The 20,810-nt window shown below is 66.4% G+C and carries 19 protein-coding genes; 8 read left to right on the top strand and 11 right to left on the bottom strand.

All coding sequences use genetic code 11. The features are described from left to right. Position 1: 1 nt before the first annotated feature. Positions 2 to 751, top strand: coding sequence for an SDR family oxidoreductase (locus OHA40_RS26580; protein WP_330234393.1), 750 nt, complete (start codon positions 2 to 4; stop codon positions 749 to 751). Here the strand turns inward: OHA40_RS26580 and OHA40_RS26575 are convergent. Then, positions 748 to 1,530: an IclR family transcriptional regulator gene (locus tag OHA40_RS26575; RefSeq protein ID WP_330229581.1), complete on the bottom strand. Its 783-nt coding sequence runs from the start codon at positions 1,528 to 1,530 to the stop codon at positions 748 to 750. The two genes, OHA40_RS26580 and OHA40_RS26575, sit on opposite strands and share 4 nt — an antisense overlap. A gap of 75 nt (positions 1,531 to 1,605) precedes the next feature. On the opposite strand from OHA40_RS26575, the gene OHA40_RS26570 reads away from it, so the two are divergent. The 4 genes from OHA40_RS26570 (at position 1,606) to OHA40_RS26555 (ending at position 7,413) form a co-directional block, all read left to right on the top strand. Beyond that, positions 1,606 to 2,484, top strand: coding sequence for an acetaldehyde dehydrogenase (acetylating) (locus OHA40_RS26570; protein ID WP_330229580.1), 879 nt, complete (start codon positions 1,606 to 1,608; stop codon positions 2,482 to 2,484). Then, positions 2,481 to 3,518 carry a 4-hydroxy-2-oxovalerate aldolase gene (dmpG, locus tag OHA40_RS26565; RefSeq protein ID WP_330229579.1) on the top strand — a complete coding sequence of 346 codons (1,038 nt, stop codon included), beginning with the start codon at positions 2,481 to 2,483 and terminating at the stop codon, positions 3,516 to 3,518. Before OHA40_RS26570 ends, dmpG begins: the two co-directional genes overlap by 4 nt. Positions 3,519 to 3,849: 331 nt before the next feature. Beyond that, positions 3,850 to 4,800 carry an MBL fold metallo-hydrolase gene (locus OHA40_RS26560; protein WP_330229578.1) on the top strand — a complete coding sequence of 317 codons (951 nt, stop codon included), beginning with the start codon at positions 3,850 to 3,852 and terminating at the stop codon, positions 4,798 to 4,800. Positions 4,801 to 5,109: 309 nt separating this feature from the next. After that, positions 5,110 to 7,413 carry a LuxR C-terminal-related transcriptional regulator gene (locus OHA40_RS26555; RefSeq protein ID WP_330229577.1) on the top strand — a complete coding sequence of 768 codons (2,304 nt, stop codon included), beginning with the start codon at positions 5,110 to 5,112 and terminating at the stop codon, positions 7,411 to 7,413. A gap of 265 nt (positions 7,414 to 7,678) precedes the next feature. On the opposite strand, the gene OHA40_RS26550 is transcribed toward OHA40_RS26555, so the two are convergent. The 3 genes from OHA40_RS26550 to OHA40_RS26540 form a co-directional block, all read right to left on the bottom strand. Next, positions 7,679 to 7,918 carry a hypothetical protein gene (locus OHA40_RS26550; protein WP_330229576.1) on the bottom strand — a complete coding sequence of 80 codons (240 nt, stop codon included), beginning with the start codon at positions 7,916 to 7,918 and terminating at the stop codon, positions 7,679 to 7,681. A gap of 88 nt (positions 7,919 to 8,006) precedes the next feature. Further along, on the bottom strand, positions 8,007 to 8,585 hold the full coding sequence (locus OHA40_RS26545; RefSeq protein ID WP_330229575.1) for a hypothetical protein: 579 nt from the start codon (positions 8,583 to 8,585) through the stop codon (positions 8,007 to 8,009). A gap of 502 nt (positions 8,586 to 9,087) precedes the next feature. After that, complete coding sequence (locus OHA40_RS26540; RefSeq protein ID WP_330229574.1) at positions 9,088 to 9,423, bottom strand: hypothetical protein; 336 nt, start codon at positions 9,421 to 9,423, stop codon at positions 9,088 to 9,090. Positions 9,424 to 9,705: 282 nt separating this feature from the next. Between OHA40_RS26540 and OHA40_RS26535 the strand changes: the two genes are divergently transcribed. Both OHA40_RS26535 and OHA40_RS26530 read left to right on the top strand, forming a co-directional pair. After that, positions 9,706 to 10,596 carry a helix-turn-helix domain-containing protein gene (locus tag OHA40_RS26535; protein ID WP_330229573.1) on the top strand — a complete coding sequence of 297 codons (891 nt, stop codon included), beginning with the start codon at positions 9,706 to 9,708 and terminating at the stop codon, positions 10,594 to 10,596. After that, positions 10,593 to 10,796 (top strand): DUF397 domain-containing protein, encoded by a 204-nt coding sequence (locus OHA40_RS26530; RefSeq protein WP_330229572.1) that lies wholly within the window; start codon positions 10,593 to 10,595, stop codon positions 10,794 to 10,796. Before OHA40_RS26535 ends, OHA40_RS26530 begins: the two co-directional genes overlap by 4 nt. A 101-nt stretch (positions 10,797 to 10,897) precedes the next feature. Here the strand turns inward: OHA40_RS26530 and OHA40_RS26525 are convergent, their stop codons facing one another. The 7 genes from OHA40_RS26525 to OHA40_RS26495 all read right to left on the bottom strand — a co-directional run bounded on the left by OHA40_RS26525 (position 10,898) and on the right by OHA40_RS26495 (position 18,896). Then, positions 10,898 to 12,043 carry an acyl-CoA dehydrogenase family protein gene (locus OHA40_RS26525; protein WP_330229571.1) on the bottom strand — a complete coding sequence of 382 codons (1,146 nt, stop codon included), beginning with the start codon at positions 12,041 to 12,043 and terminating at the stop codon, positions 10,898 to 10,900. A gap of 620 nt (positions 12,044 to 12,663) precedes the next feature. After that, positions 12,664 to 13,560, bottom strand: coding sequence for a lysophospholipid acyltransferase family protein (locus OHA40_RS26520; RefSeq protein ID WP_330229570.1), 897 nt, complete (start codon positions 13,558 to 13,560; stop codon positions 12,664 to 12,666). A 248-nt stretch (positions 13,561 to 13,808) separates the two neighbouring features. Continuing rightward, the gene (hflX, locus tag OHA40_RS26515) at positions 13,809 to 15,257 is read right to left on the bottom strand and encodes a GTPase HflX (RefSeq protein WP_330234392.1); all 1,449 of its coding nucleotides are present in this window, start codon (positions 15,255 to 15,257) and stop codon (positions 13,809 to 13,811) included. 198 nt (positions 15,258 to 15,455) lie between these two features. Continuing rightward, positions 15,456 to 16,337, bottom strand: a complete 882-nt coding sequence (gene dapF, locus OHA40_RS26510) for a diaminopimelate epimerase (protein ID WP_330234391.1) — start codon at positions 16,335 to 16,337, stop codon at positions 15,456 to 15,458. 35 nt (positions 16,338 to 16,372) lie between these two features. After that, positions 16,373 to 17,209, bottom strand: a complete 837-nt coding sequence (locus tag OHA40_RS26505; protein ID WP_330229569.1) for a TrmH family RNA methyltransferase — start codon at positions 17,207 to 17,209, stop codon at positions 16,373 to 16,375. Further along, positions 17,206 to 18,144, bottom strand: a complete 939-nt coding sequence (gene miaA / locus OHA40_RS26500; RefSeq protein ID WP_330229568.1) for a tRNA (adenosine(37)-N6)-dimethylallyltransferase MiaA — start codon at positions 18,142 to 18,144, stop codon at positions 17,206 to 17,208. The genes OHA40_RS26505 and miaA overlap by 4 nt, the downstream gene beginning before the upstream one ends. After that, positions 18,141 to 18,896 (bottom strand): hypothetical protein, encoded by a 756-nt coding sequence (locus OHA40_RS26495; RefSeq protein ID WP_330229567.1) that lies wholly within the window; start codon positions 18,894 to 18,896, stop codon positions 18,141 to 18,143. The genes miaA and OHA40_RS26495 overlap by 4 nt, the downstream gene beginning before the upstream one ends. Positions 18,897 to 19,136: 240 nt before the next feature. Between OHA40_RS26495 and OHA40_RS26490 the strand changes: the two genes are divergently transcribed. Further along, entirely contained in the window at positions 19,137 to 20,513 is a 1,377-nt protein-coding gene (locus OHA40_RS26490; protein ID WP_330229566.1) for a DUF349 domain-containing protein, read from the top strand. The last annotated feature ends 297 nt before the right edge of the window (positions 20,514 to 20,810 follow it).

Here is a 20,810-nt window from a genome sequence, read left to right as displayed (position 1 = left end):
AATCGTGGCAGACGAACGAATCGCCGTGGTTACCGGCGGAGGTTCCGGGCTGGGGCGGGCGATCTCGGCGACCCTCGCCGACGACGGCTGGACCATAGTCCTTGCCGGGCGGAGGGCGGCCCCGTTGCGTGACACCGCGACCCTGATCGGCCGCCGGGCAATGGCTGTTCCCACCGACGTCAGCAGTCCGGAATCGGTACGGGCCTTGTTTGCCGAGGTCAGCCGCCGCTTCGGCCGAGTGGACCTGCTGGTGAACAACGCGGGCATTTTCGGCGCACCCGCCGCTCCGGACGAGTTACCGTTCGAGCAGTGGCAGTCCTGCGTGGACATCAACCTGACCGGCGCATTCCTCTGCGCACAGCAGGCGTTCCGGATGATGCGCACGCAACGCCCCGAGGGGGGTCGCATCATCAACAACGGATCGATCTCCGCCCACAGCCCTCGGCCGAACAGCATCGCCTATACCGCGACGAAACACGCGATCACCGGGTTGACCAAATCCCTCTCGCTCGATGGGAGGGCATACAACATCGCCTGCGGCCAGATCGACATCGGCAACGCGGCCACCGATATGACCGGGGCGATGAGTCACGGTGTGCCACAAGCGGACGGATCGGTACGCCCGGAGCCGACTATGGACGTCGGCGACGTCGCCGCCGCGGTCCGGCATATGGCGAATCTTCCGCTGGAAGCCAATATTCAATTCCTCACGATCATGGCCACCGCGATGCCGTTCATCGGCCGCGGCTAACCGGCCGGCCGGAATCCACCATAAGCTCGAGCGAGTTCACGTGATACGGCCAGCGCGCTCGCCCGCACCGCGGCGTCCACGCGGGCGAGGTTGATCCGTCCGGCCAATCCCGACACACTCAGTGCGCCGACGACGTCACCGCTGGGCCCCATGATCGGCGACGCAGCGGCCATCACGCCGCGGAACGACTCCTGACGGTCGTATGCGATGCCGCGCTGGCGAATTCGCGCCAGCTCTTCGGCGAGGGCGTCCGGATCGGTGATGGTGTTCTCCGTCAGCCCGGCAAGGCCGTCGGCCAGCACGCCTCGAACATCCTCCGGCCGGGAGAACGCCAGGATCGCCTTCCCACTGCAACTGGCATGCGCGGGCCAGCGCCCGCCCGCCCGCGACGGCACCCGAGGCCCGTCCTTCCCCCGTAGTACCTCCACGTAGAGAACCTCTCGCTCGACGAGTACCGCGACGCCCACGTTCTGCCGCGTCGCCTCCCGCAGGTCGGTCATGAACGGCCGCGCGGCATCCACGAGACTGCGCGGCCGATACACCAATTGCCCCAACTCGAACAGCATGATGCCCAGGCGCAGCGCCCGCCCCTGCCGCTCCAGGAAGCCACAGCGCACGAGTTCACGGATCATCCGATGCGCAGTCGACCGCGGCAAGCCCGAGCGCTCGATCAGCTCGCCGCTGGTCAAGGTCCCGTTCGAGGATCGAAAAGCGTTCAGCAGCACACTCGCCCGGCCGATCCCCGAGATCTCGCCTTCGTCTCGATGAATGGGACTCACGCGTTGAATTGTGCGGCCCCGGAGACGGACTGTCTAGGGGTCCGCCGACGCGGGCGGACGGAAGGAGAACTGGCCATGGCCAAAGCGACGGCCGCAATTGTCGGCTCCGGGAACATCGGCACGGACCTGCTGTACAAGCTGCGCCGCTCCGAGTACGTCGAGCCTCGATACATGATCGGCATCGATCCGGCGAGCGAAGGACTGAAACGCGCCGGCGCACTCGGCCTGGAAACGTCGGCGGAGGGAGTCGACTGGTTGCTGTCCAGGGCGGAATTGCCCGACATGATCTTCGAGGCGACCTCGGCCAAGGTCCACGCCGCGGCCGCGGCGCGTTACGCCTCTGCCGGGATCACCGCGATCGACCTCACACCCGCGTCGGTCGGCCCCTACGTCGTTCCGGCGGTCAATCTCGAGCAGCACTTGCGTGCGGCCAACGTCAACATGGTCAGCTGCGCGGGCCAGGCGACGATTCCGATCCTGGCCGCGATCAATGACGCCGCCGACGCCACCTACGGCGAGATCGTCGCCGCGATCGCCAGCGCCGGCGCGGGACCGGGCACGCGGCAGAACCTCAGCGAGTTCAGCGAGAAGACCGGCCGTGCGCTCGTCACCGTCGCCGGAGCCGACCGCGCCAAAGCGATCAGCGTGATCAACCCCGCCGAACCGCCGATGCTCATGCGTGACACCGTCTACGCCCGCGTGCGGCAGCCTTCCCCGGAACGGATCGAGTACGCCGTGCGCGCCATGGTCGCCAGGGTGCAGCAGTACGTCCCGGGCTACCGGCTGCGGTACTTCGACGTCGACGGCGACTTGGTCACCGTCATGCTCGAAGTGGAAGGCGCGGGCGATTATCTGCCCACCTACGCCGGCAACCTCGACATCATCACCGCGGCGGCCGTCCAGGTCGCCGAGGCCAAGGCGGGCAAGTTCAGCAGCGAAGGAGTCCCGGCATGACCGAGCAGCCGTGGATCAACCTCGTCGACACCAGTTTGCGCGACGGCATGAGCAGCGTCTCCCACCAGTTCAGCGTCGACCAGGTCGCCGCCGTGGCACGCGGCCTGGACCGAGCCAGGATCGGCACCATCGAAGTTGCCCACGGTATCGGCCTCGGCGCCTCGTCCATCCAATACGGATTCGCCGCCGCCTCCGATGCCGAATACGTCCGGGCCGCGGTCGAAGCCGTCGACAACGCGGACATAGCCGTGCTGTATGTCCCGGGCATCGCCACTCTGGCCGAACTCGCGGAGGCGCAGCAGGCAGGAGCACGGACAGTGCGCATCGCGATCCACTGCACCGAAGCCGATTGCGCCGAACAACCCATCGGCTGGGCCAGGGAGAACGGGATGCGGGTCATGAGCTTCCTGATGATGAGCCACAAACTCGACCCCGCCGCACTGGCCGAGCAGGCACGCAAACTCGACGCCTACGGTGCGCAAGTGGTCTACGTCGTCGATTCGGCGGGCGCCCTGCTTCCGCATGACGCGGCCGCACGCGTCGCCGCGCTGCGCGAGGCGATCGGCGCGGACATCGGGTTCCACGCCCACAACAATCTCGGGGTCGGTATCGCCAACTCCCTAGCCGCGGCCGAGAACGGCGCTACTTACCTCGACGGCTCCCTCCGCGGACTGGGTGCGAGCGCGGGGAACGCCCAAACCGAAGTGCTCGCCGCGGCTGCCGAAAGAGCCGGATACCGGACCGGCGCAGACCTTTTCGGCCTCATCGACACCGCCGAACACATAATGGCGCCGTTGATGAAACAACCCCAGGTCATCGACGAGACCGCACTCGTCCTCGGCTACGCCGGTGTCTACTCGACCTTCTACCACCCGACCAAACGTGCGGCCGCGAAATTCGGCGTCCCGGAGCGTGACATCCTCATCGAACTGGGCAGACGCGGCGTCATCGGCGGACAGGAAGACATGATCGTCGACGTCGCGGCCGAACTCGCGCGGTCGGTATCCGCCATCTCCACTACCGAAGACCAGTGAGCGCGGAGACATCCTTCGCTGCTGAGCAGCACCCCTTGCCATCGCCTGAGTGCTCGGCGTCCCTCTTCCGCGAAGCGTCCATACGCCGAGTCGGGAAGCACCGATGAATCGCGACGTCTCTCCGGCGCGAAGGAGCTGGGATGTATCGTGAATTCTGCGGGATATTGTTCAGCGATCTTGCATCCAGTGTATTCGCCGGACCGTGGTCCGAATGCACCGTGGATGGACGGTCTCGGTGGTAGACACGGTTTCGGACGAATCGATCAATTAATCGGAAGAGCGGATGCGTACCAAGCGTGATTCGTAAACTGGACTGGAATGGGGATGTATCGTGATCGCGCGATCCCGCGGCAATGTCGAAATACGTCGCGTCAGCGAACTCGATCGATGGACCTTCAGGGCATCAGATCTGTTCCCGCAAATAACGGAGCATGAGCTACGCGCGGCGAGCGCGATCCTCGGCGATAGATTTTTCGACCAGCAAAGTCATGCAATCGTACTCGCCATCCATACCTACGTAGTGCGCATCGGCACGACTACCGTGCTCGTCGATACCGGAAACGGTAACGGTCGTGATCGGCCGAACCTCGTCGCGCATCATATGTTCGAAACGGACTATCTCGAAAGGCTTCGAGCAGCGCGGATCCAGCCCGACGACGTCGATCTGGTGATTTGCACACATCTTCATCCGGACCATTGCGGGTGGAACACGACACTGAGAAGCGGTACGTGGCGGCCGACGTTCCCGAGAGCCGAGTATCTCTTCCACAGGCCGGAGTTCGAAGCTATGCGAGACTTGGTAATCGGTGGTGCTGACAACGGAGTTCAGGCCGACTTGATCCGTATGTGGAACGACAGTGTCCAACCGGTGCTGGACGAGGGGCGGTGGGGACTCATCGATACGGACTGCGTGCTGGCCGCTGAGGGCGATGCCGTGATCACTGCTCGAACCGCACCCGGACATACCACCGGCCATCTGATAATCGATATCGACGAGGCCGGCGGCGGGTCAATTCTTTGCGGTGACGTCATCCATCATCCGCTACAACTGCTGTTTCCGTACCTTTCCCAAGGCGGGGATTCGGATCCATCGCAGGCTGCGGAAACCCGCGCTGCTTTGCTGCGGCGGTGCATTCACGAAGGCAAGACAATGCTGACTGCCCACTTCCCGGCAGGAGTCGAGGTCTCATTCGACTCGCAGGAAAACACCTATACATGTCTCGGCGATAACCATTCCGAAGCTCGGGCGAGTCGCGCCCAGAACCAGCTCTTGATCGGTTAGTGCGCCAGCTCGGAATCGCCCTGTCACTCCTACCGCTCGGCCCGTCCCTTCGAGGCCGAAGCTGCCGTCGAGTGAATGTCTCCAATTGGACAAGGCGCCCCTGGCCTCGTGAGTGACTTCGTTGACACGGCACCGTGACAAGATCAGAGGCTGGGTAGCGGCGGCCAAGACGGCATCGGTAGAACTACGGATCCCATTCCGCCCGCGAAGGTCTACGTAGCCGTCGCCGCTCCCGCGTCGTCCGCCGTCTCGATCAGCAGTTGCTGATGCTGGACATACAGCGGCACATGGTGTAGTGACGAATCTATCATGGGTGACCCACCGCGATGGGCGCGGCAACTGCCGAGCGAAATCACCAGTTTCGTAGGCCGAACGGACGAGCTGGCTGAGGTAACTCGACTTGTGCGATGCACGCGCTTCGTCACGTTGACCGGCGCGGGTGGGGTCGGCAAAACGCGTTTGGCACTCCAAGCGGCCCGACTCATTGCTGATGCCTTCCCCGATGGAGTCTTTTTCGTCGACTTCTCCGACATTACGACCAACGAACTCGTCGCCTCCACCATCGCGCGGCGTCTGGGCCTCGTCGAAGACGCCGGACGGTCGATGATCGACCTCGTGGTCTCCTACCTGAGCAGCCGCCGAATTCTCCTGGTCCTCGACACCTGCGAGCATCTCCTCGACACCTGCGCGGAGGTCACCGCTGAGATCGTCCGGCGTACCGAACTGGTTCATATCCTGACTACCACTCGGCAACCGTTGGGGGTGCGCGGCGAACATTTGTTCGAGGTGCGTCCCCTGGACTTCCCGCCGAACCCTGAAATCAGCGTCGGCGAACTCGAACGCTTCGACGCCGTGAAGCTTCTCATCGACCGGGCATCGGCAGTAAGCCCAGCATTCGAGGTATCGAATGCGAACGCCCCTTATGTCGCCCAGCTCTGCGCACGGCTCGACGGGCTGCCGCTCGCGCTCGAACTGGCCGCTGTCCGATTGCGAGCGTTCACCGTGCAGCAACTCATCGACCATCTCGATCGCCGCTTCAGCCTCTTTGCGGCACGGGGAATCTCTGTGCCGCCGCGCCAGCAGACTCTCGATGCTCTCATCCGGTGGACCTACGATTTGTGCGAGCCGGCCGAGCAACTGCTGTGGGCCAGGCTGTCGATTTTTCCCGCCACATTCGATCTAGCCGCGGCGCAAGCCGTCTGCGCAGATGACGAGTTCGAAGCAGACAAGGTCCTGGAACTGATCCCCTCGCTGGTCGACAAATCGGTCGTCGTACCGATCGAATATGGAAACGCTGGTGTTCGCTACAAGCTACTCGACACGATACGCGCGTTCGGTGCATTGAAAGCAACTGGAACGAATACTTTTCGGGACGAGCTGAAGAGACATCGTGATCACTACATGCTCACAGCCGAACGCGATACGAGTTGGATGTGCTCGTCACGGTCGGACCTGAACTCTACTGCGCAACTGGAACTTCCGAACTTCCGAATGGCGCTCGCCTATTGCCTCGAGAATTCCGATGAGAGAGCCGCAGGACTGAAATTGGCGGCATCCCTGTGGATTCACTGGCGAACCACTGGACACCTGGCTGAAGGACGACAGTGGTTCGAGAAGTTCCTGGACGTATCCCCGGCTCCGACGTCCGCCAGGGCGAAAGCGCTCTGGGCGAGTGCGTGGCTTGCGACACTCCAAGGCGACTTCATCGAAGCCGACCGGATGCTCAGCGAGGCCGAGGGCATAGCGGCGGAGATCGGCGACAAGGTCGCCTCGACGAACGCAACGGAAATTCGTGGACTCGGCTACCTGCTGCGTGGAGATTACAAGAAGTCGATCGCGCTACTCAGCCTGGCGCTCGAGGGACATATCGCATCGAAGCAATGGGTCTCACGGCTGTTCTGCCTGCACCGTCTCGCTCAAGCAGCACTCGGAGCAGGCGAGCCTGCCAGCGCCCGTGACCTTGCCCAACAGTGTTTCGATGGATGCCCGGAGCCAGCTTCATGGTTGGCGATCAATGCCCAGTGGATCCTCGGCATCTCCCTGTGGCGACTCGGCGAGACATCGACCGCCCTCGAACTCGAGAGGCGAGTGGCGGTGACGAGCTACAAGATCCAAGACCGACTAGCCTTCAGCCTTGCCATACAAGTCATCTCATGGATCGCCACTACGAATGGTGACCACGACCGGGCAGCGCTTCTGGTCGGCGCGGTCGAGCGGTCATGGCGCGAGATCGGCGCCCATTTCGCTGCGCGAGGATACCTGTCCTCATTCCAGCGAAGCTGTGCCGAGGCGACCATGCTTGCCATCGGCGCGAAGAAGTACGAGTCGTTGGTACGGCAGGGAGTGGCGCTCGGCGATGATGCATTACTCGCCGAGATCGACGCCGCTGTACAGTTCGATGCCGCTGGGTCCGAGCGACGAGATACGAAGAAGATCTTGACCGCCCGAGAATTCGAGATAGCCGGCCTGGTCGCGAACGGACTCACCAACTCTGCCATAGCCGAAAAACTATTCATCTCCACCCGCACGGTCGATGCTCATATCCAGAACACATTCACGAAGCTCTCCGTCAATTCTCGTGCGCAAATCGCGGCCTGGTTCGCAAGTCATTGAAAGTTGTGCTCATATCACGAGCCGCGCCCGGAACCGGCACCAGGCGCTCGCGGCCAGAGATCCGCAAAGCCAGCTGTGCCACTTTTCGGTCGGCCGCACTCAGTCCGTCCCGGCCGCTGTTCACTGGGTGCTCCGCGTCATAGCAGGCTATCGTCCAGCGCTGAAGCGCTGCGGGAATCCGAAGACCCGAGCGACCATGTGCATGTCGTGCGGTGTGACATAACCCGCCGTTCGCGCTGTTCCGGAGGGCGATACATCATGCATCTCATTGCAGCCGTCGGTGCGTCCCCTCCAATTGAGCCCACACCTGGCGCGCTGCGGCGGGCGCATGTTCCCACTCGGCGCGGATGGTGTCGACGCGGTCCAACGTGGCATGAAGTTCGGCGGCAGTGAGGTCGTGGTCGGAAGCCGCCGCGGCCAGCTGGAACGCGAGTTGCTGTAGACGAGCGAAATCCTCGTATAGGCGTGTTTTCCACGCCTGGGTAGTGGTCCGGTCTGTGATCATCGTTGGTACCTCCTGGGATCGAGTCCACCGCAGCTGTCTGTCGAGGGCACAACGAGCCGCTGATCGGGGTGCGCCCCCTCAGCTCGGGTCAGGAACTTGCAGACCTGGTGACATCCTTCGACGCCCGATCACCCGGCTCGGCCGGTCTGTTCGTCCAGATTCCGACCGAACCCAATGGCAGCTGGAGATGTCTTGCTCTAATTTGGCTGACCATTTCCGAATATCCCTCCATAGCCTCGCCCAGGTGAAACCACGCCTGATGACGAATTTCTTCGTCCGTTGCATGCCGCATCGTCCACCATGCCTCGGCATAATTTCTGGCGATGTGCGCGATCACTTCCCCCAGCGAGTGCGTGTGCATGCGCGCGCTGCCCGTTCGCGGCAGATGGCGCGCTGCCCACACATCGATATCGACAACAATCTGATCGATTCCCGCCCGAATTTGCCGACAACCGATACCCGGTGGCCGTGGCGACTTTTCGCACCGGAACGGTATCAGTGCGGCATGCAGATCGCTCAGTTCTCGCGCCCACTCGGCGAGCGGTGAAGCAGCAATAGCTCGACCGGAAATCGCCCGGAACAGCTGTCCGGGCTCCAATAGCGGCACCGCGCCGGCCGGCGGGCGTCCCCGCAGCTCGACCTCTGCTGAACTTCCGTTCAGGTACATCGCTCACCGCCTCACCACAACGTCCCACGCGGTGGGTCGTAGTCGTTTGTCATCGCCACTCGCACTCGGGCGATCCCGACGAGCCGCACCGTCCGATCCGTCCCGTTGTGAGCCTGAGCACCGACACATTCCAGCTTGAGGGGCGAGTCGCCGACGCACATCGGTAGAACTCACGATATGGGTACCTATCTACCTCCTGATGCTCTTCCATGCAGGTAGGTGCCCGCCGGAGGTCGATGTTCGGGCTGAGCGCTTCGGCTCCTTGGGGAGCCCTGGACGCCACGGCTTGCGCCGCACCGCCCGTCGGCGGGCCAGCTCGTTGGAAGTGGGACTGGTCGACGTAACCACCTCCGCCGCGACCCTGGCCGCGCTTTCGCCCGCGGCCGAGCGAAGGGTGGCATGGTCGAAGCGGACCAGCTTCGCAGACGCAACGTCAGCCTTGCGCACGGTGGCTTGCATCGCCCCATGCCACGAGCCGAAGATCGTCCGGGTATCTCAAGCTTCAGCGCGGTCGTGCCATCGTCATGCCCGCGATGACCCCGGCGTGCCCCTTGTGGTACCAGCCGTAGGGATGGCCGACGAGCAAGCCGCATCGCTGCACGATTTCCGGGGCTCGGAAGTTGATGTGCGGCAGGCTGTAGGTGATCAGAATTTGGTACCCAAGCCCTATGGCCTCCTTGAGCGTCCACGGGATCGGGTCGGCGCTGTCAGCGATGACCGTTTTCTGCACATCGCAGCCGTGGGCAGCGGCGAGTCTGCCGCAGTGCAGTTCCTGTACGTCCCGAGTCTCGATTTGGCTGAACAGTTCGGCTCGCAAAAAGATGATCGCTGTGGGCACACCGCGCTCCTGGCTAGTCTTGGTACGCGCCCGGTGCAGGGTCCGGCGGGATGACCGTCCGGGATGCCGGACCATCGCCGCTCAGCTCTCCGGGCTTCGAGGCGATGTCCCCCTTTCGAGGGGCTGGCCTGCACCGGGCGCTTCTTCAGTAGACGTGGGACACAGCGGGATTCGCAGCGCTATCGTGGTGGATCTGCGGCGGAATCCCCACCATTTCATGACCGGGCATTCCGCCACGGGGGTATGCCATATTTGACGAATCCAGTTAGCAAGGGGAAGCAAATGGCCGCTGGATCTACCCTGCCGAGACGAGCTTTGGGCCGCCAGCTGCGAAAGCTGCGGGAGCGCAACGAGATCTCGCAGAACGGAGCAGCACGGATCATCGAGACGTCGCCTCAGACGTATGGCCGATTGGAGGAAGGAAAAGTCACCAAGACCACGGACCTGATCATCAATGCCCTGGCCAACGCCTTCCGGGCCGATGACGTGGAGCGCAGGCTACTGCTTGACCTGGCCCAGGAGATCCGGCAAGCCCCAACGTCAAAGGCTGGCTTGTGGCGAGCGCACGCTGATGTCATCCCGAAAGCCTTCAATCACTTCTTGGGGCTGGAAGAGTCCGCGAGCCATGTCGTCTCTTGGCAGACGACCCTGGTCCCGGGGCTGCTGCAAACCCGCGAATACCGTCGTGCGCTGGTGTGGGCAGAGCATCCGGACATGCCACCGGAAGAGGTGGAGCGCGTGCTGGACTTGGTGGTGAAGCGACAAGAACTGTTGACCAACAGCGACTTCCGTTTCGACGCGATCCTCTCTGAGGCCGTCTTGCACTATCTGGTGGGTGGCCCAGGAGTTACCTCGGATCAGTTTCGGCATCTGGTCGAGTTGTCCGAGATTCCGAATGTCTCGGTACGGATCGTGCCGTTCACGGCCAAGAGTCCAGTAGGGCTGTTGACCCGCTCGTTCGTCATGTTCGGGTTCGGGCCACTGCCAACGTCGAAACAGATCGAGCCGCCGGTTGTCTACGTGGAGGGGTTTGTCGGAGACCTCTACTTGGAGCGCGACGTCGAAGTGACACAGTATGTAGACGTATCCCAGAAGCTGGCCGATGTAGCGTTACCCGAAGCGGCATCCAGAGACTTGCTGCTGGCGAGAATCAATAAGGAGCTGGGAGAGTGATCGACCTATCCGGGGCGAAGTGGTTCAAGAGTAGCCGGAGCCAGGGGGCCAAGGACTGTGTGGAGGTAGCTCACCTGAGCGGGAGCATGGTCGGCGTGCGCGATAGCAAGGACGCATCCGGCCCAGTCCTGGTGTTCACGCCAAGCGAGTGGGATGCCTTCACCGCTGGCGTGCAAGACGGCGAGTTCCACCGCCGGTAAGGGCGCGCCGCGCCAGACATCGAAATGCGAAACTGCCCCCAATATCTGGGGGCAGTTCCACTCTGGCCAGCGACAGGAGGCCGCTGCCAGAGCCGGAGGCATCAGGACAGTTTCAAACTGCGCCCGATGATTTCCTTCATGATCTCGGTGGTGCCGCCGTAGATGGTCTGGACGCGGGCGTCCATGTAGGCCTTGGCGATCGGGTATTCCTTCATGTAGCCGTAGCCGCCGTGCAGTTGCAGGCAGCGGTTGATCAGGTCGAGTTGTTCTTCGGTGCTCCACCACTTGGCCATGGCGGCGTCCTCGGCGGTGAGCTTGCCCTCGTTGAGCAGTTCGATGAACTTGTCCACCATCAGCCGCACCGCGGTGGTCTTGGTGGCCAGTTCGGCCAGCACGAAGCGGGTGTTCTGCTGGGCGCCGATGGGCTTGCCGAACGCCGTGCGGTCGCGGACGTACTGGATGGTCATGTCCAGGCAGGACTCCATCGCCCCGGCCGCCATGACGGCGATCGACAGACGTTCCTGCGGCAGGTTGTGCATGAGGTGGAGGAAACCCATGCCCTCGGTGCCGAGGAGGTTCGCGTTGGGCACGCGCACGTCGGTGAAGCTCAGCTCGGCGGTGTCCTGTGCCTTGAGGCCGAGCTTGTCCAGGTTGCGGCCGCGCTCGAAGCCGGGCATGCCGCGCTCGACCACGAGCAGGCTGAAACCCATCGCGCCCTTGTCCGGGTCGGTCTGCGCGACCACGATCACGATGTCGGAGTTGATGCCGTTGGTGATGAAGGTCTTGGCGCCGTTGAGGATCCAGTCGTCGCCGTCGCGCACCGCGCGGGTCTTGATGCCCTGCAGGTCCGAACCGGTGCCGGGCTCGGTCATCGCGATCGCGGTGATGATCTCGCCGGAACAGAAGCCAGGCAGCCACCGCTGCTTCTGCTCGTCGTTGGCCAGCTCCAGCAGGTAAGGCGCGATCACATCGTTGTGCAGCGCGAAGCCCAGACCGGAGTACTGCCCGCGCACCGACTCCTCGTCGACGATGGCGTTGTAGCGGAAATCCTGCACTCCGCCGCCGCCGTACTGCTCCGGCATGGCCATGCCGAGGAATCCCTGTTTACCCGCCTCGAGCCAGACCGCACGGTCGACGATGCCCTGCTCTTCCCACTGCGCGTGGTTCGGCGCGACGTGTTGATCGAGAAACTTGCGGAACGACTCCCGGAACAGCTCATGTTCGGGTTCGAACAGTGTGCGCTCCACGCCAACCTCCTAGTGACCACACCGGCCGGTCCGCACCGACCAGTCGTTGCCTCATACCGTACCCGGATTGAGAATCCGTGTTCACTTCCGGGCCTGAACGGCGGTCTCACCTGGACCGGCGGCGCGGCTTTGGAACGACCGGTGAGATGCACGGCAAACGGCCGGTTCTCTTCGCAGCGCCTGCTGCGTATGCAGTCGCCCGCCGAGAGGTTCAGGAACGGGCGAGGTCGGGGCACCGAGCCCGATGAGAACTTGATCGCCGTCGGTTGTGACGACCTTCGACGGTCAGGCGGACGAGCCGGGTGGCAGCTTGGCGGAAAGGCGGCATCAGCGCCGTAGCGACCCGTTAACGGATCGGTGGCTGATCGCAGGTGAGCACCGCCGCAACAGCGTGAGCCGCCGTGACCGGGTGATGTGCTGACCGGCACCGGCGCGGAGGGTTGGAAGAAGCCCCGTCGAACGCATCAGCGGCGCAGCCGCGTTCGGTGATGCGGCGGGATGAAATCAGGTGTCGAAATCGACAACCGGCGGCCGACCGGTGACGAGAAAAGTCGCGAGCCGCGCGGTCCGCTTCTCCGACCGTCGATGGAACGCGGCGAATGCCGAAAGCGCAGCGGCCGTCAGCGTTTCAGCCAACCACGCAGACGCCCCACCAGGGTGCGGCCTTCGTCGCGCTCCCGTTCGGCGAAGAGGAACTTCATCTCCTCCTCCAGCGCCTTGCGCACGACGTCGCGGAATTCCGTCGCGGCCGCGTGCTTATCGTCGGCTTCGCGCCAGGGCGCCGGGTCGATCGGGGCGCCTGCGGAGAAGTAGAAACGCTCCGGCCGCGGGATGACGGTGGGGCCGACGCCGCGGATCAGCGGAGGGGTGAGCTCACGACTGAGCCCGAGTGCCTCCACGGTCCAGCGCAGCGGGCGCAGGAGCGGATGGTTGCCGTCGACCACGATGTCGTAGGCGTCGTCGACGCCGATCATCGCGACCGGGACGATCGGGGCGCCCGCCTCGATCGCCATGTGCGCGAAGCCGCTACGACCCTCCCACTTCAGCACGTACTTCTCGTTCTTGCGGCGGACCGCCTCGCGACCGCCGCCGGGGAACACCATGACGGCCTCGCCGCGCCGGAGCAAAGCCAGGCAGTTGGACCTGCTTCCGCGCACCGCACCGAAGTAGTGCAGCAGGTGACGCACGCCGGGGACGTTGATCAGGACGTTCTCTGCGAGACCGCGGATGAGGCGCCCGCGGCGGCGCAGCACCTCGGGCAGCAGCATCGGGGCGTCTATGCCACCCATCAGATTGTGGTTGCCGACCAGCAGCACCGGCCCCTCGGCAGGGATGTTCTCCAAGCCGTAGAAGCGCGGGCTGGTCCACGCGCGCAGTGGCCCGAGCAGGGTGTCGATCAGCCGCAGATCGGTGTCGCTCAGCGAAACCGACAGCGGCGCACCGTCGCTGAGTACCGGATCAGCGCTGTCCGCGGCGCCGGAATGGCGAGCACCGGAAGCGGAGCGGGCGTCCGACATGAACCCTCCTGATGTCGATTCGACGACGATAGCGTAACGAAATCGACTGCGTCGCATCGGATGTGCGCGTCACGCCGCGACACGCCCCGTGCGGTCGATCGACCGGCTCACCGGTCGCACCGGGGAGCCCGTCATGAATCCGCATGTCATCACCGGTCTGGGAGCCTCATCGCCGCAGGACCATCGTCCGATGTGAATACGCCCACACCACAGTGGAAGTCACCGAGCAACAGCGGCAAGCCACACGTCTACGGGGAGACGTGCTCGCCGTTCTCCCCCGCACCGTCCGTGCCCGCGTGCGCGTACTCGGACACCGCGGCGGCGAGGGCGTGCGGGACGCGCGCGCGAACCCGGGTGCCGCCCTCCTCATGGCTGGAACTCAGGATGCGACCGTCGGCGTGGATGCGAGCCAGCAGGTCGCCGCGCGTATACGGCAGCAGCACACTGATCTCCACGTCCAGTCCGCCGAGCATCTCGGCGAGCCGCTCCCGCAGCGCGTCGATGCCAAGCCCGCGGTGCACGGAGACGAAGGATCCGTCGGGCACCAGCGCGCGCAGGTGGGTGAGGTCGGTCGGACCGACCGCGTCGAGCTTGTTGACCACCAGCAGTTCCGGCGGGGGCGGCGTGCCGGATTCCTTGATCACATCGGTGATCACCTCGCGCACGGCCTTGATCTGCTCGGCGGGCAGCGCATCGGAGCCGTCCACCACGTGCAGCAGCAGGTCGGCGCCGGTCACCTCCTCCAGGGTGGAGCGGAACGCCTCGACCAGCTGGGTCGGCAGGTGGCGAACGAAGCCCACGGTGTCGGTGAAGACGACCTCGCGGCCGTCGTCGAGCTCGGCCCGGCGGGTGGTCGGGTCCAGGGTGGCGAACAGCGCGTCCTGCACCAGCACGCCGGAGCCGGTGAGGGCGTTCATCAGGCTCGACTTGCCCGCGTTGGTGTAGCCGACGATCGCCACCGACGGAATGCCGCTGGAGGTGCGGCGTGCCCGCATGGTGTCGCGCGCGGTCTTCATCTCCCGGATCTCGCGGCGCAGCTTGGCCATCCGTTCGCGGATGCGCCGGCGATCGGTTTCGATCTTGGTCTCACCGGGGCCACGCAGACCCACACCGCCGTTGCTGCCCGCTCGGCCACCGGCCTGACGGGACATGGACTCACCCCAACCGCGCAATCGCGGCAGCATGTATTCCATCTGGGCCAGCGAGACCTGCGCCTTGCCCTCCCGGGAGGTGGCGTGCTGGGCGAAGATGTCCAGGATCAGCGCGGTCCGGTCGATCACTTTCACCTTGACGACCTTCTCCAGCGCGGTCAGCTGAGCAGGGGTCAGCTCGCCGTCGCAGATCACGGTGTCGGCGCCGGTTTCCAGCACCACAGTGCGCAGCTCGTCGGCCTTGCCGGAGCCGATGTAGGTGGCCGGATCCGGCCGGTCGCGACGCTGGATCAGCGCCTCCAGCACCTGCGAACCCGCGGTCTCGGCCAGCGCCGCCAGCTCGGCCATGCTCGCCTCCGCCTGCGCGGCGGTCCCCGCGGTCCAGACACCGACCAGCACGACGCGCTCCAGGCGCAGCTGCCGGTACTCGACCTCGGTGATGTCGGTGAGCTCGGTGGACAGGCCCGCCACGCGGCGCAGCGAGCTGCGCTCGTCCAGCTGGAGCTCACCCACGGTCGGATCGGCCGACCAGCCCGACCGCCGCATGCGAGCGGCATGCTCGGCGACGACGTCACCGGGCGCGGCGTCCGCACCCGTCACAGCGTCGTCGGAAGCCTCGGCGGGGGGCTCGTGCTCGGCCGCCGGGGTGAATTCATACGTCTCTGATTTCCTCATACACCATCCATGCTGCCACGACATCACCGCAGCACGCATCCGGTTATCCGCGGGCCCCGCCGCTCGAGCTCACAAGCCGTCCCACCAGGCTCCGGCGAGGCGTCCGGTGGCCACCAGGACCGACGGCCCGCGCAGCCACGCCGAGCCGCGCTCCAGTCCGACGGTCACCGCCCCGCCGGGCACCCGGACGGTCACCCGTCCGGTGTCCTCGGCGATCCGGAAACCGTCCGCGGCCAGCGCGGCGGCGGCCGCGGCGACGGTGCCGGTGCCGCAGGACCGCGTTTCGCCGACGCCGCGCTCGTAGACGCGCATGTCGACCGAGCGCTCGGCGTCCAGCGCGGTGACGATCTCGATGTTCACCCCGTGCGGGAACAGGTCGGGATCGAAGCCGGGCGACACGCTCAGGTCCAGCTTGGCCAGCGCCTCCGCGGACATCCCTGGATCGACGCAGGCCAGGTGCGGGTTACCGACGTCGATGCCGATCCCGGACAGCGCCCAGCCCGCGATCGTCGCGGTGGATGCGCCGAGTTCGCGCACCGGCCCCATACCGACGGTGACGTCGCCGGCCACCGCGTCCGCGGCGTGCACCGTCACCGGACGCGCCCCGGCTCGGCTGCCGACAACGTAGCTGTCGCGGGTCTCCAGCCCCGATACCGCCAGATAGTGGGCGAAGACGCGCACACCGTTGCCGCACATCTCGGCGACCGATCCGTCGGCGTTGCGGTAGTCCATGAACCAGTCCTCGCGGCCGACGCCCTCCGGGATCCGCGCGAGCACACCCGCGGCCTCGAGCGCACCGGCGCGCGCGACCCGCAGCACGCCGTCCGCGCCGAGCCCGCGCTGACGATCACACAGCGCGGCGACCTGCGCCGGAGTCAGCGCCAGCTCGGCGCGCGGGTCCGGCAGCACCACGAAATCGTTCTGGGTGCCGTGCCCCTTGGTGAACTCGATATCCGGCACGTGCGCTGTCTCCCTCTGTCTCGTCGTCACTTCGCAAACGCCCGGCGCTGCCGGGAAATTTCGTAGAGTGCCACCGCGGCCGCCGACGGCGCTCCCAGTGAACTGGCCGTGCCGCCCATCGGGATGTGCACCATATCGTCGCAGGCCGCCTGCCAGGCCGCGCTCATCCCGCTGGTCTCGTTGCCGACGACCAGGATCGTCGCGTCGGTGAAGTCGTAGTCGTAGGCGGCGCGGTGACCGTGCTCGTCGGTGCCGACGATCCGGGTCGGAATGCCGCGGCGCATCTGCCGGTTGCGGAACTCGAGCACCTGGGCGGGCCCGGCCGCGCGGATCACCGGCACGGCGAACAGCGATCCCGTGGAGGCGCGGACGGCCTGCGGGTCGTACTGGTCGGCGCCGTGCCCGGTGACGATGACGCCACAGGCTCCGAAGGCGTCGGCCGAGCGGACCAGCGTGCCCAGATTGCCCGGCGAGTTGGGTCGGTCGAACACCACGACCACCGGCGCGTCCTCCCCCGGCTCGCCCGGCTCGAAGGTCTCCAGCTCCGGCTGCCGCGACATCGCGACGGCCACCAGTTCCGGTATGCCAGTGGACTTTTCGCCGAGTTCAGCGATCAACTCGGGCACCAGCCCGACCTGCGGCACCGCGCTGGTGTCCAGCAATTCGCGCGCCCAGCTCGACAGCTCGGGGCCACCGAGGCGATACAGCAGCGTCTCCAGCGGCCAGTTGTTGGCCACGGCCTGGGTGATCGGACGGACTCCCTGCACCAGGAACCGGCCGTCCCGATGGCGCTTGGTGCGGTTGTTCAGATAGGCCTGCCACACCTGGACGGAAGCGTTGCGTGTGCTCACACGTCGGGTCACTGCGGAGTCCGTTCTTTCTCTTTCTCGTCGAGCAGGGCCAGCGCCGTCGCCGGCAGATCGGGTGCGGCGCCGTCCACCCAGTGCACCCTGGGATCGCGCCGGAACCAGGATCGCTGCCTGCGCACGTAGCGCCGGGTGCCGATCAGTGTGCGTTCCTGCGCGTGGTTCAGGTCGTATTCGTTGTCCAGGTAGGCCAGGACTTGTGCGTAGCCGATGGCACGCCGGGCCGTGACACCCTCGCGCAGACCGCGCTCGATCAGGCCGCGCACCTCCTCGACCAGGCCGCCCGCGAACATCGCGGCGGTGCGCTGCTCGATACGCGCGTCCAGTGCCGCGGTCTCCCGGTCGACGCCGATGATGACCGTGCCCCAGCGCGGCTGCCCGATCGTCGGCGCCGAGGCGGCGAACGGCCGACCGGTGAGTTCCACGACCTCGAGCGCACGCACCATACGGCGTCCGTCGGTGGGCAGGATGGTGGCCGCGGCCGCCGGATCGGCCTCGCGCAGCGCCGCGTGCACCGCCTCGACACCATGCTCGGCGAGCAGCGCTTCCCAGCGCGCCCGCACGGCCGGATCGGTGGCCGGGAAGTCCCACTGGTCCAGCAGCGCCTGGACGTACATCATCGAGCCGCCCACGATGACCGGCGCCCGCCCACGCCCCATGATCGCGGCGACGTCCGCGCTCGCGGTCGCCTGGTAGGCGGCCACGGACGCGGTGTCGGTCACCTCGAGCACGTCGAGTTGGTGGTGCGGGATGCCGCGCCGCTGCGCGACGGGCAGTTTCGCGGTGCCGACGTCCATGCCGCGGTAGAGCTGCATCGCGTCGATGTTCACGATCTCGCCGCCGAGCCGTTCGGCCAAGTCCAGGGCGAGGTCGGACTTGCCGGTGGCGGTGGGGCCGACGACGGCGATGGGAGTGATGCCGGAATCCGTCACGGGGCATCGTCTCCCGCCGGGCGCCAGAGACTCACGTGGTAGCCGACGCCGAACGGCGCGTCGCGGTAGCGCGTCTCGACCGCCGGATCGGCGCGGAACAGCCCGGCCAGCACCTGGTAGGCGGGGCGTCCCGCAAGGGACAGTTGGGCGCACAACACCGGATCGAGCACGCGCAGCGCCGCGCGGTCTCCCGTGGTCAGAGCACGATCGAGGCCGTCCTGCACGGAGCGGGCACGCTCGTCGAGGTAGCCCGGCGCCTTGGTGGACAGCGTCGCCGCACCGTCGGCCACCACCAGCACGCCGTGCCGCGCGACGGCGCCGTCGAGCTCGGCGCGCAGCTTTGCCCCGAGTTCGCCGCAGTGCTCGGGCAGTGCGTGCACCGCCACGATGCGGGCCTCGGCGACGGCGCTCGGCGCGGCCTGCCGGCGCAACCATCCGGCGATCAGCGCGGCCAGCGGCAGCTCCGGGTCTGCTCGTTCCGTTCCGGCGACCGCCGCGGCCGAGAAACCGACCCGGACGTCGGCGCCGAACCCGTGGAAAGTGCCGACGGTTTCCGGACCGAGCGTGCGGTCCGTGGCGCCCGCTCCGATCACCATCCACTGGTCGGTCACGGACGCGAAGGCGCGCACGGTGTCGAGCACCGCGGCACGCAGCACGCGGCGCGGATCGGGTTCCCCCGCGTCCGCCACGCCACCGCACAGCTCCGGCACCAGGATGGGCGGCGATGGAACCAGAGCGGCGATGGAGAACACGTCGTAACCGTAGTCGTTGCCGCGACCACGGGCGCCGTCCGGCTTCGAGTGTCTCTGCCGGAAACAGGCCCGGGATTGATAGTGTTCGAGAAGCTACAACCCAGGTCATCAGGGGTTGGAATCCCCGGGATTCCTCCGCGGGAAGGCGAGGATCGATGGTCACAAGAGCTCGGACCGGGTTGAATGGGATGAGCTAGGGCGTAACCAGGCAGCCGTGACGCGCGGCAGGGACGAGGAAAAATGACCGACAGCAACGGAACCGCGAAAGCCAGCCCCGGCAAGATGCCGCGCTCTTCCGGTGTCCCGAAACCCGGTAGCTCGACTCAACCACCCAAGCCGCACGCGGTCAAACCCGCCCCGGGCCCGGCCCAGCAGCACCCGCACCCCGTTGTCGTGCCCACCGTCTCCGATCCCAGCGTGTGGGGCCGGGTCGACGAGGACGGCACCGCGTGGGTGAAAACCGCCGAGGGCGAACACCAGGTCGGCTCCTGGCAAGCCGGTGACGCCGCCGAGGGCCTGGCCCACTTCGGCCGCCGGTTCGACGACCTGGCCACCGAGGTCGCCCTGCTGGAGGCCAGGCTGGCGGCGGGCGCGGACGCCCGCAAGACCAAGGCCGCCGCGATGGCGCTGGCCGAATCGCTGCCGACCGCCGCCGTCATCGGCGACATCGATGGCTTGGCCCGCCGTCTGCAGGCCATCGCCGAACACTCCGAGGAAGCGGCCGCGCACGCCAAGGAGGAGAAGGAGCGCGCCCGCCACGAGCACACCGAGCGCAAGGAGGCGCTGGCCGCCGAGGCGGAGAAGATCGCCGCCGAGTCCACCCAGTGGAAGGCCGCGGGCGATCGGCTGCGCGAGATCCTCGAGGAGTGGAAGTCCATCCGGGGGGTGGACCGCAAGGTCGACGACGCGCTGTGGAAGCGCTACTCCAAGGCGCGCGAGGCATTCAACCGCCGCCGCGGCGCGCACTTCGCCGAACTGGACCGCGAACGCGCCGCCGCGAAGGTACGCAAGGAGGAACTGTGCGTGCGGGCCGAGGAGCTGTCCGGGTCCACCGACTGGGTGACCACTGCGGGCGTCTTCCGTGACCTGCTCGCCGAATGGAAGGCCGCCGGCCGTGCCCCGCGCGAGGCCGACGAGGCGCTGTGGCGGCGCTTCAAGAGCGCGCAGGACGTCTTCTTCGCCGCGCGCAACGCCGCCGTCTCCGAGCGCGACGCCGAGTTCGAGCAGAACGCGTCGGCGAAAGAGGAACTGCTGAGCGCCTACGCGAACATCGACCCGTCCGCCGGCCTGGACGCCGCCCGCAGCGCGCTGCGCGAACTCCAGGACAAGTGGGACGCCATCGGCAAGGTGCCCCGCGAGCGCATGCAGGAACTGGAGGGCAAGCTGCGAGCGATCGAGAAGCGGGTCCGCGACGCCGCCGACGCGCAGTGGCGGCGCACCGACCCGGAGGCGATGGCACGCGCCGCCCAGTTCCGGGAGCGCGTGGCGCAATTCGAGGAACAGGCCGCCAAGGCGCAGGCCGCAGGCAACGTCCGCGACGCGGAGAAGGCGCTGGAGCAGGCCAAGCAGTGGCGCGAGTGGGCCGAGGCCGCCGAGGGCGCCGTCAGCAACCTCTAGGCGGCTGCCTCGCCTTCGCTCGGCCCGGCACACAAGCGGCTGCCTCGAGCCTTCGCTCGGCCCGGCGCATAAGCGGCTGCCTCGAGCCTTCGCTCGGCCCGGCACACAAGCGGCTACCCCGAGCCTCCACACAGCCCGGCACACAAGCGGCTACCTCGAGCCTTCGCTCGGCCCGGCACACAAGCGGCTACCCCGAGCCTCCACACAGCCCGGCACACAAGCGGCTACCCCGAGCCTCCACACAGCCCGGCACACAAGCGGCTACCCCGAGCCTCCACACAGCCCGGCACACAAGCG

Source organism: Nocardia sp. NBC_00508 (assembly GCF_036346875.1).
Lineage (GTDB): Bacteria > Actinomycetota > Actinomycetes > Mycobacteriales > Mycobacteriaceae > Nocardia.
This window is presented reverse-complemented; position numbering and strand designations above follow the sequence as displayed.